We start from the raw sequence: 17334 nt of genomic DNA on the forward strand, positions 1-17334 counted from the left end.
GGAGTTATTGAAAATATTATAATAATTTCAAGTAAACATTGGTTTGTAATTATTATTTCAAATCTCACTTAATATATCTTTTACCAATTTATTTGCCATATCTAGTGGTAAGGGCAATTTTATTGGTGTTTGATTCCTTAATCTAGGTTCCGTTTTAGTTTTCCTTTCCTTTTTATTTGGGTCTTTAAATTCATCTTCTAACACTAAGAATGATGGAATGTTGATTTCCTTTAACTTATGCAAAATTAATGCAATTTCATCACTTTTTAATATATTACAAGATCCAAAAGGCGTAAAGTGCGACATAATGGGCTTTGAGATAGTTTTCCTTACATTATCATGCTTAGATAAGTTGTCATTATGTGCATTTGAAGTCATACTATCACTTTTATTCGATAAGCTTATAAACGTCCGTTCATCTAATTGAAATAAGCCTGATAATGTTACATGTGGACAAGGATTAAGTGTATCCTGTTCAATTGCATAATAAGATCCAACATCTGAATCATTTCGAAGCTGCACAAAATGAGTGCGCTGACATTCCTTAAAATTTTGATCATTTAAATATTTATTTGACATATAATTGACAAATTGTTTGTGGTTTTGCATGTTCTGACGATTGTAACACACAATAAAAATGTCTTCTGGGTATTGTTTTTCTAGACTTTCTAAACATTGCAAAAATGAATGATAGGTTGTATCTTCGAATTTTTTTGTTTGTTTAAATAGTACAAGCTTTAAGGTTGCCTCATCGAATAATGTCCATTGTTCCAATACTTCTGGAACATACACATAAAGTTTATTGCGATATAATCGCGTTAAAAATAGCGTTTCGTTTTCACGATAAACTCCAATTACATGGATTGTCCCTCGATTATTCGCTATCTTATTAAATAGTTTGTCACTATCTATAAATTGCCAATTAAATTTACTAAATAAATCATACAACGATTTTTGCATGCGTATAACAAAATCTTGTGCAATCGCCCAATCTTCTGACGCATCATTACTATTATTTTCACCTATTGGTACAATAAATTGTGAGATTCGATTATGTTTATACAATAATTTACGTAAATCTAATTTTGGATCATGATAACCTTGAAATTTACCTTCATTAGGTAATTCAAAAAGAGTAGCTACCGGTTTTTTTCGAAGATTAATATACGGTTCAAATTGTAGCGCAAAATTATCAAACTCTTCTTTTGTCTTAAACATATAAAAATTACTACCAAATAATGAAGTCATATTAATTCCTTTAACGACTATTTCTTTCCCATCAAAACGGAATAAATAAACGTCTCCCATTAACTCAGGCATTACTGATAATAGTCGAGATAAACGATCTATTGTATAAGTAAGAGTTTCTTTATTGATAAAATAAATTTCTAATTCAAGGTTATTTGGTACTGAAATATAACTAGTAACTTTAGCAGTTAACTGTAATTTAGATATTATTTCAAATGGTTCGATTTTTATCCCAGTGAATGGGTTTTCCAATAAAGATTGTTGCATTGCTACAAACACATCATATCTGTCTCGCCAGCCAGCACCAGTTGACACAAGGTGATTTACATTCATCGTCGTTTGGTCATAAACTACTTTAATTTGAAGCTGTGGATCATGAATATATGCCTGTGCATCTTCTTTAAATAAAGATAGATTTGGCAGCAATGGTAATCCGACTTCCCCTAATAAGTCTTGCAATTTAGAAGACCAGCCCCTTGAAATGCTAGGTAAATCTATGCAAATATTTTTTGCCGTTTTGCGTCCTAATATTTGTGGATTTAATTGAATATAAGCTTTCGTTTTATCTGTTTTATAATTGCCATTCGAATTTTTACTAATCGTTCTACTCCAACGTTTAATCGAAACGTTTGTATTTAAAATTAACGAGTTATTAAATGGTATTGTTTGTAAATTTGCAGTAACTTCATATGACCAATAATCAACCCTATTTGAATCTTTCAGTTTAGTCTGCACGGAGAATACTTCTTGACTTACCCACTTGGCCTCGTTTTTATTATCGTAAACAGGTGATAAATGGATGTCGATAGGTTTTTTAGCTTGTATATTAATTTGCAATTGATCTAATTGTTCCCTTAATAATCCGTAAAATAAATTGTAACTATTTATTGATGGAACATTTGGTGTGAGCATTTGAAATTTAAAATCCGCGCTTTTGTTTTCAAATTCATCTAATCGAAAATAGCCCTCTACCAAAATGTTTTTCAATTGATAGTCTTCTACAAATGAAGCTTTTTCATCAGCAAAGTATAGTTTCAATTGTTGATCTATTAAACTTATATCTTCCGGTTCCAGTGGCTTTGTGCAGTAAAATAATGGGTAAATCATATCGCGATCAAATTTATCTAACTGATTCATTTTAATTTGCTCAAATAAACAAATAGGCAAATTATATAATTTTAATGCTTGCCATAGTTCCTTTACACGGGCATTAAATATATAAGCTTTCTGATTTAGCAAATAAGCAAATTGTTTCGTCTCATATACTGAAAATCCATACGCCCAAAGTTGAACGATTTCATTAGAAGGTTTAACGACAATGCTTTGTAACCCAATATGCGAATACTTACCTACTTTTCGCTTCTGCTCAATTAAATTCATAAACTTCTTCCTCATCTTCTATCAAAATAGGCATATCTATTTTGAGATTTTTTAAACCTTCAAAACGAGTTTCATATAATACGTTTAAAACGTTATGATCGGGACGTTGCATTAATCGTTCGTTTAAATGTAGCCATCCTTCAATCATACTAGTTTTATACGTATCCAATTTTCCTTCCACCGTATTCGGCATAAAGGCACTATCAATAAAATAAACAAATGCATCAGAACCCCCACGAAGCAAACGTCCTTCCAATTGATACATAATAACTTGATAGTCCATCAATAAACTATCTCTTTCGTCATCTTTTAAAGCTTGATAACCGTAACGAGCATATCCAGCTTGCATCATTCTAAAGTTTTCCTTACGTAAATTATTGAAAACTTCTTGTAAACTACTTTTCGAATCAAGTACTTTACGGGAGTATGATTCTAATGCAAATATATTCGAACGTCGCAATTTTTCAGATTGCTCACTTGGAACCGGATAAGGTCGCATTAAGTATAAAATACAACTAAAGGCTGCAATTCCACTATTATCATCCAATAAAATATTCATCCCCCGATCAATTGCTTCTAGTGGGATAATTACATACTTAATATTTGGATAATTAATTGCAATTTCTGACACTTCATCACGTGTTATCTGCACAATGTTGAGCTTTTCTAATTCAGGTTCAAAATCTTTAACGAGGACTGCTATCTCTTTAGAAAACTCCGAATATGCATTGTGTAGTGCAATAGCAAACATTTTTGATTTCTCATATGACGACATTACAAGTAATGACCGCTGTCTGTTTTGAGGGAGCTTACTCGTTACTTTTTGTAAAAATCGATTCGCTACAAAAGTTTTCGTTAAGCGCTCTATTTGGTGTTCCGATTTTTCATATACACCTGAGATTCTAATTGCCCCTTCCTCATCATATTGAGGAGCAAATGTATATAGAATTTGCGGAGCTTTTCTAATTAACTGTTCATCTTCCTCGTCTCGATTCACTAACAGCCTTTTAACAGGTAATTGCACGTTAAACTTTGGAGAATTTGGCGCTAAACTAGTAGCACTAAGCAGTATGGCATGTGCGCCGGGTTTATGGTCGAATCCTTCATATAAATTGGAATAAGAGGTTAATAGGAAACGTCCTATTGCTTCATAATTGAAAACTTTTAAGCGACTAAGGCTAGCTTGTTTCACTAATGAATTTTCTAATATAAACCCATATTGTACACCGATATATGACACCGGTGTTACTCCATCAAATAAACGTCTCCTTTTACCAAAAAAGTTAAAATACGATTTAGCTGTCGGATTAAGCTCACTTTCTATCGCTGAGTAATGGTTCGAAAGGAAGGCTAAATATTTTTCAAGTTTTACAAAGTTTAATGCTAAGATTAATTGTTTTGCTAGCTCATTTTGCTTTTGTTTAACATATTCTGAAGAAAAATTAGTAGAAAGCCAATTTTCGGCAATGTATAGTTGAGCATTCGTATCATCTGATTTTACAATTTCAAGAAAAGTTTTAACTAAAGCATTATGAATCGTTTTTTCATAATGATCCGGTGCCTTATATAATTGATTAAAAATATGAACTGCTTCCATTGATTGTTTAAATGCTTCTGCCTTTTTTTCATCTACATTCCCATTAGGATACCGTTTCAGTTCAAAATGACATTCAATAATAATCGCCCTTAATAACAAAACACTCGTAAATCGTTTGTTCGATAAAAACTTTTTTATATGCGCTTGGCTGTTTTGATTATCTATAATACTTGCAATATCTCTTAGTAAGATAGATGTCCTTTCAAAGTTACTGACCCATTCATTAATATGCGGTTTTGTCCGACTAAGCCGCATTAGATTCGTATTTTTTAAGATCTCAGATTGCAGCGTAGCTAAATACATACTGTTTTCATCAAATAATGTTTCATCCGGCATAAACCGATCATCGAGGGTCAGTTGATGTTTATCGGATTCGTCTAAAATGACAACATCGCTGTATAAATTTAAAAATTCATAGAAAGTCATTTCTTTGTTGATGACAACACTTGGTACATTCGTATTGATCGTACTTTGAATTGTTGTCACAATCACTTGTGCGTCTTTTAAATTTGTATACATCGATGCATAAGGACATTTCGGTAAATAAGGACATACACACTTTTGACCGTTATTATATAAAGTGTGGTTGTCCATCGGCTTACGTCGATCTTGTAAATTAGCACTTTCATTTTTCTTTTCTACTATTGAAAAACATGGAGGTGAAAAATCTTTTTTCAACTTATTAAAACCAAGTAATGGACAAATCGATAATAATCTTCTTGCTAAAGGAGAACTTAGATTTAGTACGGCATGTTCATTTTTAGAAGAAGCTGCATAACGTAAATATTTTTCTATATGGTTTTTGCGCTCGTTGTGAGAAATGATAGCTTCTGTCTTAATTTGAAGTGATAGCAATTCTTCTGTAAGTTCAATTACTTCGGCTATATCTTTTAGAAAAATAGTTAAACGCTTTTTTGTTTTCGCCTTATGTGCCAAATGATAAGCTAACACTTTCATAAACGTTGACTTCCCTGCCCCTAGTGGTCCTACCCAATGTTCAGTACCGGTAATATTTATATGATGACTTTCAATCATTTGCCCATTAAAAGCCGAAATATCATAAAAACTTAAACCTTTCATCCGTGCTTCATATCGATGGTTAGGTAAAACGTTATCCATCTCCTGAGCGGTTTTTATTAATTCGTCATAAGTAATTGAAATAGGAGAAGCATCTGTTTGTTCCCAATTGGCTACTTCATAATCGTTATTTGCTTGCAGCCAGTCTGGGATCCCAATAGGATAGACATTTTTAAATTGATCAGCAATCAAGCCTTTATTAGCAGTCATAAATCTTAAACTTAATTGTTCGTGTGTAAGTGCTTGATGACATAATTGCTCATAGGATGCTGTGAAATCATGGATTGCTAAGAATTGCCATAAAAATGTAAATTTTGATCCGGCTGTCGACTGTTCATTCGATTTTTTTGTTTGTTGAAAAGAAATCTGCTTTCTACCGTATTTTTGGCAACAGGTTCTATAAGTGCGAATTCGATCCTCTAATATCGATGCAATTCTCCAACCAGGGAACCAATGAGATAATTTTTGAACAGCATATGTATATTGTCTAGGGGTTTCATCGTTCATAAAAATTGCATGATTATAAAGAAGATATTGAATTGCTAAAGGATCCTTTTCATTGGGCGCAATTTTATTTAATACATATAAAGCAAACTCAACTTCCATTATTTGTTTAGCATCGGTAATCTTTTGATGTTCAATTTGTTCCTCTGATAAACCCGTATTTTTAGGACTTACAAGACATTGAACTAGCTCGGCTATTACATCTTTAGCAAATTCATTAAACTTTTGACGCATTAAATCCCCCCTGTTTACATAATTTTAAAAGTTCATTTTCATGTAAAACATCATATGCAAAGTCTTGATGTAGTTTCCTTTTCACTATACGAACATAATTTATGTTACGAAACTCCGGTACAACAATTATTTGATGGTCATATTTTTTACGAGGAATTCGATAAGAAACATCTTTATTTAAGTCATAAGATAGTGACAATGCACTTAAATAATCTTTCACATCTATTAAATATAACTCGCCATTTAACTCAAATGATATATCACCAATATCACATTCAGGGAATAATTGGAGGTTTTCCACTTGAGAAAGTTTAGCCAACTTTTCAAGAATGCGAATTTCAGATATCCCTGGAATAGTAATAGAATGTAAAGCTTCTTTTGTTAGCTGCATTGGAGGGTTTGAATACGATTGTTCTTGAGGCTTTCTCCAAACTAAGCTATTTTTTTGATCACTATAATGTTTGCATTTCAAAAATTCGCAACGGAATTGTTTGCCGTTTTTCGTATAAACAATTTGTAAAGCACCTTTACAATAGGGACAGCGATAAATCGTATTTGAAAACTCAATTTTATTCTTAGGAACTGGCTCATACATAACATCAAATAAATCACTTGCAACAGCAAAATCTTTTAACTTAGTTTTCAGGCGATTGTATTCCATTGTCGCTTCAGAACGAAATTCAAAAGCCAATACCGGGTTTTGTATTAAAAATTTCCTTACTTCTGTATAAAATTCATTCTCTCCCTGTTTACGACACTCCATCATGAAGTTTTTGAATTTCTCCGTTTTATCGCTCGTTAAAAATTGTTCCTGTAAAACATGTGCATAAAGAAATGATTCTTCCTCATATAATACAGGCTTAAATGTAGTAGCTTCGGCTTCATGTTGAAAAAGCTCTTTCATTCCAGCAATAGGCCATTCATATAATGGCGTTTTAATTAAATTTAGTTGGTCCGCGAAATTCGTAGGAAATATTAGCTCACTTTTCGATTCGTGACTATATTGAAATAAAAAATTCGTAGCTTTTTCCCAATTTACAGGTAAACTTTTCATTTTTTTTAATCTAAGCCTTTCGCGAATTATGACAAGGCTATGAGCTAACTGACAAATGGAATAAAACAATTTATTTTTATTTTGGATAACATAATTTTGGATTGTTTCAGAAACTTTTCCGTTTTCCTTTTTAAAATCATGTAATTGTTCCAGACTATACTTTCGATGGTTTCCTTTTGTTCGGTACACCGGTACTAATTTCCCCTCAGCCTCCCAGCGTCTTAACGTCATCTGACTAACGCCTAGATAGGTCGCAGCCTGTCCAATTGTATATAATTCCAAATAACCACCTCAAAACTTATACATGTTTTTGTATAAGTTTAAAATTGATGTATAAAATTGTCAATGAAATTTTGAACGATAGATTATGAGAACATTCCATAATGAAAATGGAATGTTATGTACAGTAGAATTTTTCAGAAAAAAAAAAGAGAATCCTTCTTCACTCAGAATCCTCTTTAATGCCAGTTTTCAATTAAATTCAACATACCCGACTAAAGCACACTCCTGCTGCAAATACATGGGTAGCGGAAACGACATATTTATACAGGTTCAAAATAGTTTTAGTTAAAGTTGAGGCTTGTTTCATATACTCTAGCTTGTCATTTGCCTGTGATAACTTCTTCATCGCCGCCAAATCCCTTCACAACGTTTCATATAATCCTATTCCTAATCCATTTGGAAACTACTATTAATTTTAATATCGATTAGAAATAATACTTTCCTATCTTCACTTTCAAAAGGGATTTCTAAATCCGATTTCTCTATAATCCATAAACAGAATTATCAATTGTTACGAAATAATTAGAATGGTTCGTGCTTACTGTTCAATTTTAAAAACCACTTTTTAAAAGTATCAGATGAATAAAATCCCTCTATTAACAGTAAGCATTATTTAGTTCACGAACTTTATAATTCATAATTGGATACATCAAAAATTCCCCCTAGTTTAAAATTTTCATATTTAGTTAAGTTTCTATTAAATTGTAAGAATCTTTGCACTAATAATATAACCGAATATTTTAAAATCCAATTAACGTATAGATTTGGAGGGATAAATTGTATGGAAATTATTTTTGGATATTAAAAAAATGGTTTAATATTGTCCCAAAATTCTGTTGGTATAAAGTTTGCAACTTATGTATGAATTACTTATGTGAATATTTTTATAAATTTTGGGCAAAATATACTTTAAACGATAATTACCACAATTTGTACGAATAATCCCCTTTTGAACGATAAATTATAGGAAACATCCAATAACTTGAAAGTTGTGACTAAGGTATTTATATTATGTAAACTAAAAATAAAAGTAAATGGCTTATGTTCTTATAATAAGCAATATCGTCAAGTTCCCCTTTCAACTTGACGATAACAATTGGGACCTTTCGGATAATTCCTGCGACTGCTCTGTTAAATCAAAGGAACGGAACAGAATTTGAGGAGTGTCCAAATAATATACTATTGGAATTACAACAAGCAGTCGACGAATTTTTGCTATTTCTAAAAGTTAAACAGAATTACTCAGAGAACACCATTATTCGGTATGAATATGATTTTACTCATTTGGTTCAATTTGTAACTCGGTATAATCGTTCGATTCTTATACGCTGCTGAATCCTCCTTGGATGCATCTTGGCATTCATTATTTGATCGTGAAAAAAACGCCTGATAAAGGGATCGACTAAGACCTTGTAAATCTCTACTTTAAAATCTTTTTGCAAGTTTGAAATTTAAGAAAAACGAAAAGTTACCCAATAAGTAACTTTTCGTTTTTCTTAAAGTGAATTTTTCTCAATCAGTTTCATTGCAAGTCTAGGATGTTGATTTAATAATTTTGGAATATGTTCTTCTGTTAAATGTACACTCTCTGATTTATTTTTTTCATCACTTGTTGTTTGCAAAACTTCTTTACTTCCCTCTTCTTTTTACTTCTTCTGTAATAATGCCGCTAATATTTCCTTCTCAATTTAATTAACTCGATTCGAAGTCGCTCAATTTTTTGTTTGTCTCTTCTTAAGTAATAATGGACGCTTACTTTATTGCTAAATCCTAAAAGGTATTTATATAGTATTGACGCCTCTCAAGGAGACTTGCAATTGTTGCTCGAAATTCATAAGGAGTTACACGCTCTTCCCCTATCAGTGTCACCTAGTTTTACCTAAATTCATATTGGGAAGTTATTACTTTATTTGTTGTACTCATAAAAACCAACTCCTACTTTCTTTCAAGTCTATTAGGAATTCAAAGTCAAAAAGTTCTATTTTTATCAGAAGTTTCTCTTCGGTAAGCTTCCAAATGCTGTCGCATACGTCTTTCGGCAGCTTCTGGATTCTTGTTTGCAATAGCATCAAAAATTTTACGGTGTGCATTAATGATTTCTTCCTTTTGTTTTGCTGTATATTCAAAACGTAGCGAATCCTCATAGACGAGAGACTCAATGGTTTTCATCAGCATTATGACAACTTGATTATGAGTAGCATTTGCTATCGCCATATGAAATTCAATATTTTCTTCAACCGCACTTCCTTTAATAGTAAGTTCTTTTTCTAGTTTACCCATTACTTTTGAGATATAATTTAAATCTTCCTCTGTTGCTCGGAGTGAAGCCCATTTTGCACAAAGAGATTCGATTTCTATCCGGATTTCTGTTATGTCTTCATGAGAAACATGATTGAAAGAGATTGAAGTTTGAAATGATCTCACCAAAGATTTAGAATTAGGTTCTCTAACAAAAACTCCACCACGCGATCCAGGTTTAGTAGTAATTAACCCTTCAAACTCTAAAAGTAATAGAGCCTCTCTTGCAGTTGCTCGACTACAAGACCATTTGTCAACGATTTCTCGTTCAGAATAAAATGAATCACCTCTGTTATACTTATTTTCGAAAATAATATTTTTAAGTTCGTCAGCTATTACACTTGATAGTTTTATGTTTGTTCTTTCAGAAAACATATATCTCACCTCTATTTTTTCGTACAAATACATTTTTAAATTCTCCTAGTCTTAAAAAGGTAATTTTTAAATTACTCATAAACTATCGATTTACTGATATTATGAACTAGGTCGAATTAAAAAAAGATTAGTCTCTCTAATTAACTTATTAAGCTGGGTAGCTGAGTATTGATCCTTTTTATTACCTCCCCTTAAACTTAGGCTGCCTTTTTTCTAAAAATGCATTAACCCCTTCATTATGATCAAATGTAGTTTGAAGCACCGCCTGATTCGATCGCTCCATTTCCAGTACTGCTTCCAAATCATTTACAATGGACAAGTTGGCTAGTTTCTTTATCTGTCCTATTGCAAAACTAGGACCTGCAGATAGCTTTAGAGCATACCCCATTGCTTCAGAAAATAAATTATCTTTTGGGTATATCCGATTAATCATTCCCCAATTGAGTGCGGTTTCTGCTGAGATTGGTTGAGCTGTAAACAGGATATCTTTCGTACGATAGAGTCCTATTGTTCTAGTCAAAAAGAACATGCCACCATTATCAGGAATCAAACCAACCTTTGAAAAACTAAAATGAAACTTACTATCTTCTGCAGCAAAAATGATGTCACAAGCTAAAGCAAGACAACAACCACCACCCGCTATATTTCCGTGTACACATCCAATAATAGGCTTTTCAATTTGACTCATTGCAAGAATGAGTTCTTTTGTTTTACCTAAATATTCAAATGTATCCACAGGATTGGACTTCTCTATTTCTTTTAAGTTTCCACCTGAACTAAAAGAGCGACCTGCACCCGAAATTAAAACAGCATGAACATTGGGATTCTTTCTCGCAAATTCCAAAGCTTCTAGCAATCCTTCCTTCAACTCAAGATTAAGAGCATTTAATACATTTGGTTTATTTAAAATAATGGAAAGTACTTTATCCTCCTGTTTTACAATTAACCCTTCCACATTCAAATGAGTGCCTCCATTCTAATCTTATATTCGTTATATATCATTTTTTTGAAGAAATCTTCGGATCTAAGAAATCACGTAATGCATCCCCAAGTAAGTTAAAAGCTAACACACATAAAGCGAGTGCCAAACCTGGGAAGAGAACAAGCCATGGAGCAGTTTCCATAAAACGGCTAGCATCGCTCAACATTAATCCCCAAGATGGATTAGGTGGAGGTGTACCAATTCCTAAAAAACTCAGTGATGCTTCTGCAATGATGGATTGACCGAAAGCTAAACTGGCTAGTACGATAATCGGTGCACCCATATTGGGAATGGCATGTTTCCAAATAATCCGGAATACACTCGATCCTATAGATCGTGAGGCTTCTACGTAATTGGTTTCCCGAATTCGTAGCATTTCCCCTCTTACAATTCTTGCAAAACGAGGGGTTTCAACTATTACTAGTGCTATTATGACATTTTGGATTGCGGGACCTAATAACGCTGCAATAAACAAAGCTAATATTAAGGACGGAATTGACATAATTGCATCCATGATTCGTTGAACAATCATATCTATTACTCCACCAAAATAACCAGAAACAACTCCAAAGAATATACCGAAAATCATTGAAAATACAACTGCTGAAAATCCTACAAGTAGTGATATCCTAGAACCGTAAACAATTCTACTAAATACATCTCTACCCAACTCGTCCGTACCAAGGATATGGGTTCCATTTGGTCCAATTAAGATGGATTGCCTGTTTTGTAAAACAGGATCGTAGGGAGCGATAATAGGTGCTAGCACAGAAATTAAAATGACTAATAATATGAACCCAATAGAAATAGTTCCGATGGGATTAGACCTTATAAAGCGCCTACAATTCTCTTTAAATTGAAACATTTTTGTATTCTCTTTAAGAATTACTTTTTCAACGGTCTGTAACTCCTGCATTCTTCCACCTCTTTCTATAAGATTTGGATTCTGACAATGTTTCTTAGTTATTACGAATTCTAGGATCAATCCATCCATACATCACATCAACTACAAGGTTAACAAGCAAAAACATCGTTCCAAATGTAAGCACAGACGCTTGGACAATAGGGTAATCTCTTATCGTTACTGATTCAAATATCAAGCTCCCCAAACCAGGTAGTGAAAAAATCGTTTCAAGCACAACCGTTCCTCCTAAAAGAGTGCCTATCTGTATTCCAATTAATGTAATGACAGAAACTAAGGAATTTCTAAGAGCATGTTTATATATAACAACTCTTTCTTTCGCACCTTTTGAGCGAATTGTTCGGATAAAGTCAGTGTGGAGAACCTCTAATAGTGCCGAACGTGTCATTCGAATAATACTAGCTGATAGAGTAACCGCTAATACTAATGCAGGAAAAACCATTTGTTGAAAGTTCACAATTGGATTTTCTGAAAATGACTTAAATCCTAATGGTGGAATCCAGTTAAACACTAGCGATAAAACCAAAAGTATAATTAAACCTAACCAAAAATTTGGGATGGACAGGCCTCCTACTGCCGTAACACGTAGTATATGGTCAATAAAACTATTATGTTTGACAGCTGAAAGGACACCAATTGGAATCCCGATAATTATAGCCAAGATGACCGAGAAGAACGTAAGTTCCAAAGTAACAGGCAGGCGTTCTACAATCAAGTTCACAACAGGTTGGGCTGACCAGAGTGAGTTACCTAAATCTCCTTGAACTGCATTCGTTAACCAAACCACAAGCTGGATGCCAATACTTTTATCAAGTCCAAGCTGAGATTTCATTTCATCCACTTGTTCTTCCGAAACTGAACCAGCTTCGGCAAGTTGAAGCGTAACAACATCTCCTGGTACCGAACGCATCAAAACAAAAACAAAAGTTACCATGATAAGAACAACTAATATCCCATATAAAAGTCGTTTAAAGATATACCCAATCAATCAAAGGCCCCCTTTAATAGTTATGACAAGCTACTTTATGACCTGGTGAGACTTCTTTCAAGTCCGGCTGCTGAGTTTGACAAGTATCGGTTGCAATAAGACATCTCGTATGAAACTTACATCCTGATGGAGGGTTTGACGGGCTTGGTACTTCCCCTTCTAAAATGATTCTCTCAGATTTTCCTTCAGGGTCTGGGATAGGAACAGCTGATATAAGTGCTTGTGAATATGGGTGGAGCGGATTTTGAAATAAAACCTCTGAATCTGCTATTTCCACAATTTCACCTAAATACATAACACAAACCCGGTGGGAAATGTATTTCACCACATTTAAATCATGTGAGATAAATAAATATGATAAACCTAACTTTTGCTGTAAATCTCTTAGCAGATTAAGTATTTGTGCTTGTACAGATACATCGAGGGCAGATACAGCTTCGTCACATATTAGTAAATCTGGTTCAGTTGCAAGTGCTCGAGCAATTCCAATCCTTTGCCGCTGTCCCCCTGAAAATTGATGGGGGAATTTTTGAATATCATTTCTTGTAAGTCCCACTGTTTCTAATAATTCAACAATTCTCGCATACTTTTCCGTCCCCTTTACAAGACGATGAACCTCTAGTGGCTCCCCAATAATGTCCCCAACGGTCATCCTTGGATTGAGAGTACTATAAGGATCTTGAAAAACAAATTGTATTCTTTGCCTTACTTTTTTTAATGCATGACGATTTATTCGGCTGATATCTTGCCCATTAAAGGTAACTGAACCTCCAGTCGGTTTTAATAAGCTCGTAATTAATCTACCTGAAGTCGATTTACCACAACCCGATTCTCCTACCAATCCAAGTGTTTCTCCTTCATGTATATCAAATGAAAGCCCATCCACTGCTCTGACATACCCTACTGTTCTAGAAAAGAACCCTTTTGTTATGGGAAAATATTTTTTCAATCCATGAACCTCAAGAATCTTCTTGTTTTGATGTTTTCCAAAATGAGGAGAATCTATTATTTCTATATCTTCCTGCTCATTATGATTTACATTTTGCATAACTTTCTTTATATCTTTTTCCTTTATCCAACATTTGCTATAATGGTTTTCTCCTAGATTCATCAGAGGTGGTTCTTCTTGACGGCATATTTCACTTGCATATGGGCATCTCGGGTGGAACCTACAGCCTGTTGGCATGTCATACAGACTCGGTACAGAACCTTTAATGGCCATTAGCCTTTCGTTTTTATTTGTCTCTATTCTGGGAACACTTTGTAAGAGAGCTTCCGTATAAGGGTGTTCTGGTTTATTAAATAAATCTATGACGTTTGATTCTTCGACGACCTGGCCTGCATAAACGACAACAACTCGATCTGCCATTTCAGCCACAACTCCTAGATCATGTGTCACAAGGATAATGGCAGTACCCAGTTCCGTTTGCAGTTTTTTTAACAGCTCCATAATTTGTGCTTGTACAGTTACATCTAAGGCAGTTGTAGGCTCATCTGCAATGATAAGATTGGGTCGACATGCGAGTGCAATTGCAATCATCACTCTTTGCCTCTGACCTCCTGATAACTGATGAGGATAAATAGACATTCTAGCTTTCGCATCTGGCAATCCAACAAGTTGAAGCAGTTCTACAGCTCGACTATAATACTCTTTTTTCGGCAGGTCTTCGTGTATTTTAATTGCCTCTATAATTTGATCACCTATAGTGTAGACGGGGTCTAAACAAGACATAGGATCCTGAAATATCATGGCAATCTCTTTTCCTCTTACCTTGCGAATTTCTTCATCGGACAGTTCATTCAGGTTAATATCCTTGAATAATATTCTCCCTGATGAAACTTTCCCGGATTTCTCCAGCAAGCGTAATATCGACATAGCAGAAACGCTTTTTCCTGAACCGGATTCACCTACAATCGCAACTGTCTCACCTTTTTTTATATGGAAGGAAATACCGTTCACAGCTTCAATATATCCTGACTGCGTTTGAAAGACTGTTTTCATTTTGTCTACTTGAAGTAACACCCCTGATTCTTTTGCCATTCCCTTTCATCCCCTCTTAGATTAGTAAATTCAAAAAAGGTTTTTATTTTTAGCGCCTTTTAGTGTAGAAATAGACCCTTTATAACTGAAGTACTAGCTTTACTGTGAATATACTCCAAATATAAAGGGTCATTAATAGGTTACGAAAGATTATTTACGCATATAAATCCATACAATGACCTATATGCTTTCCTATTTATCTAGCCAGACATTTTTCATAAAAAGATATCCATAATTAGAATGAGGATCAAACCCTTTTACATATGGCTGTTTAAAATGGTGGATGTGATAAGCAAATAGATTAACATGGTTCGTAACATTTTCAAAAAGGTATCGTTCTATTTCATTGATATACTTAATTCTCTCGTCTCTGTCTACAATTAAGTATTGTTGTTTAATCATTTCATCAAGCTTAGGATCATTCACACCTTGCCAATTTCTGTACCCATCGCTTTTAAAGAAAGGATCTAGGCTATCACTAGGATCTGTCACCGGAGTAACCAGCCCAATTCCGATATCATACTCTTTGGAAGGCCATCTTTCAGAAAAGAAGGTCCCATATTCTAATACTTCAATGTTTACTTTAATCCCTATCTCCTTTAAATCTTCAGCAACCCATTCTGCTAAAGTAACAAGCTGTGGACCGTAACCGTCTGTAACAATCATGGAAACTTCAAATCCATCTGGGAAACCAGCTTCCGCCAGCAGCTCTTTTGCCCCTTCTGGATCATATTCCTGGTATTCTTTCCGTTCATCAAGAGGTAATGCCCAATCCTCGAGAGTTGGCATGACGTAACCATTGTATTCACCGTTGCCATAAATCGACTTCCACGCACCTTCTCGATCTATCGCCTTGCTCATTGCTTGGCGGACAAGAATATTGTCCAGAGGTTTTCGAGTTTGGTTAATAAATAATCTAGACGCAGTGACAATTTCAGATTGTATTTGAGCATCAGGTACGGATTTTTTAAGTGTTTCAAAATCAATTTTTGAATCAGTCAAGATGACATCTGTCTGTCCTGTTCTAAATGCATTAACTTCTGTCATCGAGTCCCCATTTGGATAGATTGTCACGCCATCAAGATATGGTTTACCTTCCTCAAAGTAATCAGGGTTTTTCTTAAACGATGCTTCCACACCACGTTTCCAAGATTCTAAAATAAATGGACCCGTTCCGATTGCTGTGTTATCCAGATCAACTTTTCCTTCTGTAGCCTCTTTTGGCAAAATCCACATAACAAAGCTTGCCAACTGATTTAGTAGCGGTGCATATGGCTCAGAAAGGTTGAAAATAACCGTATAGTCATCAGGTGCCTCAATACTTTCAACACTTACTAGTGAATTGGCTTGAGGTCCTGGTAGATTTTTAATCCTTTCCATCGTGGCAATTACATCCTCTGATGTGAAAGCTCGTCCATTTACTGGTGCAATATTTTGCCATTTAACATCATCACGTAAATGAAACGTATAGGTTTTACCATCCTCGGAAATCTCCCAATCCTTTGCCAAATCAGGAACAATTTCATCACTAGAAAAATTGTCTGGACCTGTAGCGAAGGTGACTAATTTGTTATATACCAATCCAATACGACTATTCGTAGCAGAAGCAATTGATTTATGAGGATCAAGGGTTTTTGGATCATCAAAATCATAAAAACTCAAAGTTCCTCCTTCCTTTGGTGTACCTTCTTCACCTGTTTTGTTACTACTTTCACTCTTTGAAGCCGGTTCATTACTCCCTGATTCACAAGCAGCAAGTACAAATAGAATTAGGATTAACATAAATCCTGACCTTAGCGATTTTTTTTAAGACATGCATTTTCCCCCTTAATAATAGTTCAGTTTTTTCATTTATTAATAGGTACTTTCCTATATTACATTCTTACTGGTAAAAGATATTCACTACTAGTTATACAAGCGGCAACTTAATAACTGCCCTACCTGGAGCACAAACTTCAGCCTGTTCATTTATTTCCTTTAAGTCAATCGTCACAAGTCCTTCCCCATCTACCATCTTTTTTTCAACAACCGTTCCTTTACAAGTCAGAGTTTCTCCAGGAATAGCAAAGCGCTTTATATTCACTTCCAAGGATTTCAATTCCCCTCTGTCACCCATCCAATCCGTACATAATTGTGTTAAGAAAGCACCATGAAGATGGGAATGGACAAGTATGTTTGGATATCCCTCCTTTAGTGCATACTCTTTATCAAAATGAATACGATGTGTATTCCAAGTAATGGCACTATATCGAAATAATTGTAAAGGTGATGTATTTTTTTTTAAGATTGGTAATTCTTCACCGATTTCAACCTCACTATAAACCACTTGGAGCGGTTGGGTATTCGACATTA

At 34.3% G+C, this 17334-nt stretch carries 11 protein-coding genes; all 11 read right to left on the reverse strand.

Going from position 1 to position 17334, the window contains the following annotated elements; genetic code table 11:
* Positions 1-57: 57 nt before the first annotated feature.
* The 11 genes from D1B33_RS07890 to D1B33_RS07935 all read right to left on the reverse strand — a co-directional run bounded on the left by D1B33_RS07890 (position 58) and on the right by D1B33_RS07935 (position 17332).
* A complete protein-coding gene (locus tag D1B33_RS07890; RefSeq protein WP_118875844.1) occupies positions 58-2628 on the reverse strand; it encodes a pPIWI_RE module domain-containing protein in 2571 nt (856 codons plus the stop codon).
* Positions 2615-6040 (reverse strand): hypothetical protein, encoded by a 3426-nt coding sequence (locus D1B33_RS07895; RefSeq protein ID WP_118875845.1) that lies wholly within the window; start codon positions 6038-6040, stop codon positions 2615-2617. The genes D1B33_RS07890 and D1B33_RS07895 overlap by 14 nt, the downstream gene beginning before the upstream one ends.
* On the reverse strand, positions 6024-7376 hold the full coding sequence (locus D1B33_RS07900) for a restriction endonuclease-related protein (protein ID WP_118875846.1): 1353 nt from the start codon (positions 7374-7376) through the stop codon (positions 6024-6026). The genes D1B33_RS07895 and D1B33_RS07900 overlap by 17 nt, the downstream gene beginning before the upstream one ends.
* A gap of 1496 nt (positions 7377-8872) precedes the next feature.
* The gene (locus D1B33_RS18750) at positions 8873-8998 is read right to left on the reverse strand and encodes a hypothetical protein (RefSeq protein WP_267897041.1); all 126 of its coding nucleotides are present in this window, start codon (positions 8996-8998) and stop codon (positions 8873-8875) included.
* A gap of 346 nt (positions 8999-9344) precedes the next feature.
* Positions 9345-10082 carry a FadR/GntR family transcriptional regulator gene (locus D1B33_RS07905; protein ID WP_118875847.1) on the reverse strand — a complete coding sequence of 246 codons (738 nt, stop codon included), beginning with the start codon at positions 10080-10082 and terminating at the stop codon, positions 9345-9347.
* 148 nt (positions 10083-10230) lie between these two features.
* A complete protein-coding gene (locus tag D1B33_RS07910; RefSeq protein ID WP_233549434.1) occupies positions 10231-11004 on the reverse strand; it encodes an enoyl-CoA hydratase/isomerase family protein in 774 nt (257 codons plus the stop codon).
* 43 nt (positions 11005-11047) lie between these two features.
* The gene (locus D1B33_RS07915; RefSeq protein WP_233549419.1) at positions 11048-11947 is read right to left on the reverse strand and encodes an ABC transporter permease; all 900 of its coding nucleotides are present in this window, start codon (positions 11945-11947) and stop codon (positions 11048-11050) included.
* A gap of 43 nt (positions 11948-11990) precedes the next feature.
* The gene (nikB, locus tag D1B33_RS07920) at positions 11991-12941 is read right to left on the reverse strand and encodes a nickel ABC transporter permease (RefSeq protein WP_118875849.1); all 951 of its coding nucleotides are present in this window, start codon (positions 12939-12941) and stop codon (positions 11991-11993) included.
* A gap of 13 nt (positions 12942-12954) precedes the next feature.
* Positions 12955-14982, reverse strand: a complete 2028-nt coding sequence (locus D1B33_RS18820; protein WP_118875850.1) for an ABC transporter ATP-binding protein — start codon at positions 14980-14982, stop codon at positions 12955-12957.
* Positions 14983-15174: 192 nt separating this feature from the next.
* The gene (locus tag D1B33_RS07930) at positions 15175-16764 is read right to left on the reverse strand and encodes an ABC transporter substrate-binding protein (RefSeq protein ID WP_118875851.1); all 1590 of its coding nucleotides are present in this window, start codon (positions 16762-16764) and stop codon (positions 15175-15177) included.
* A gap of 127 nt (positions 16765-16891) precedes the next feature.
* Positions 16892-17332, reverse strand: a complete 441-nt coding sequence (locus D1B33_RS07935) for a MaoC/PaaZ C-terminal domain-containing protein (RefSeq protein WP_118875852.1) — start codon at positions 17330-17332, stop codon at positions 16892-16894.
* Between the last annotated feature and the right edge of the window lie 2 nt (positions 17333-17334).

Origin of the sequence: Ureibacillus yapensis, assembly GCF_003515775.1 — a bacterium.
GTDB classification, from domain to species: domain Bacteria; phylum Bacillota; class Bacilli; order Bacillales_A; family Planococcaceae; genus Ureibacillus; species Ureibacillus yapensis.

Bases quoted from the DNA above. Each gene is read 5' to 3' on its own strand.
- D1B33_RS07935 (WP_118875852.1), bottom strand. From the start codon at position 17,332: ATGTCGAATACCCAACCGCTCCAAGTGGTTTATAGTGAGGTTGAAATC.
- D1B33_RS07905 (WP_118875847.1), bottom strand. From the start codon at position 10,082: ATGTATTTGTACGAAAAAATAGAGGTGAGATATATGTTTTCTGAAAGA.
- D1B33_RS18820 (WP_118875850.1), bottom strand. From the start codon at position 14,982: ATGGCAAAAGAATCAGGGGTGTTACTTCAAGTAGACAAAATGAAAACA.
- D1B33_RS07895 (WP_118875845.1), bottom strand. From the start codon at position 6,040: ATGCGTCAAAAGTTTAATGAATTTGCTAAAGATGTAATAGCCGAGCTA.
- D1B33_RS07915 (WP_233549419.1), bottom strand. From the start codon at position 11,947: ATGCAGGAGTTACAGACCGTTGAAAAAGTAATTCTTAAAGAGAATACA.
- D1B33_RS07930 (WP_118875851.1), bottom strand. From the start codon at position 16,764: ATGTTAATCCTAATTCTATTTGTACTTGCTGCTTGTGAATCAGGGAGT.
- D1B33_RS07890 (WP_118875844.1), bottom strand. From the start codon at position 2,628: ATGAATTTAATTGAGCAGAAGCGAAAAGTAGGTAAGTATTCGCATATT.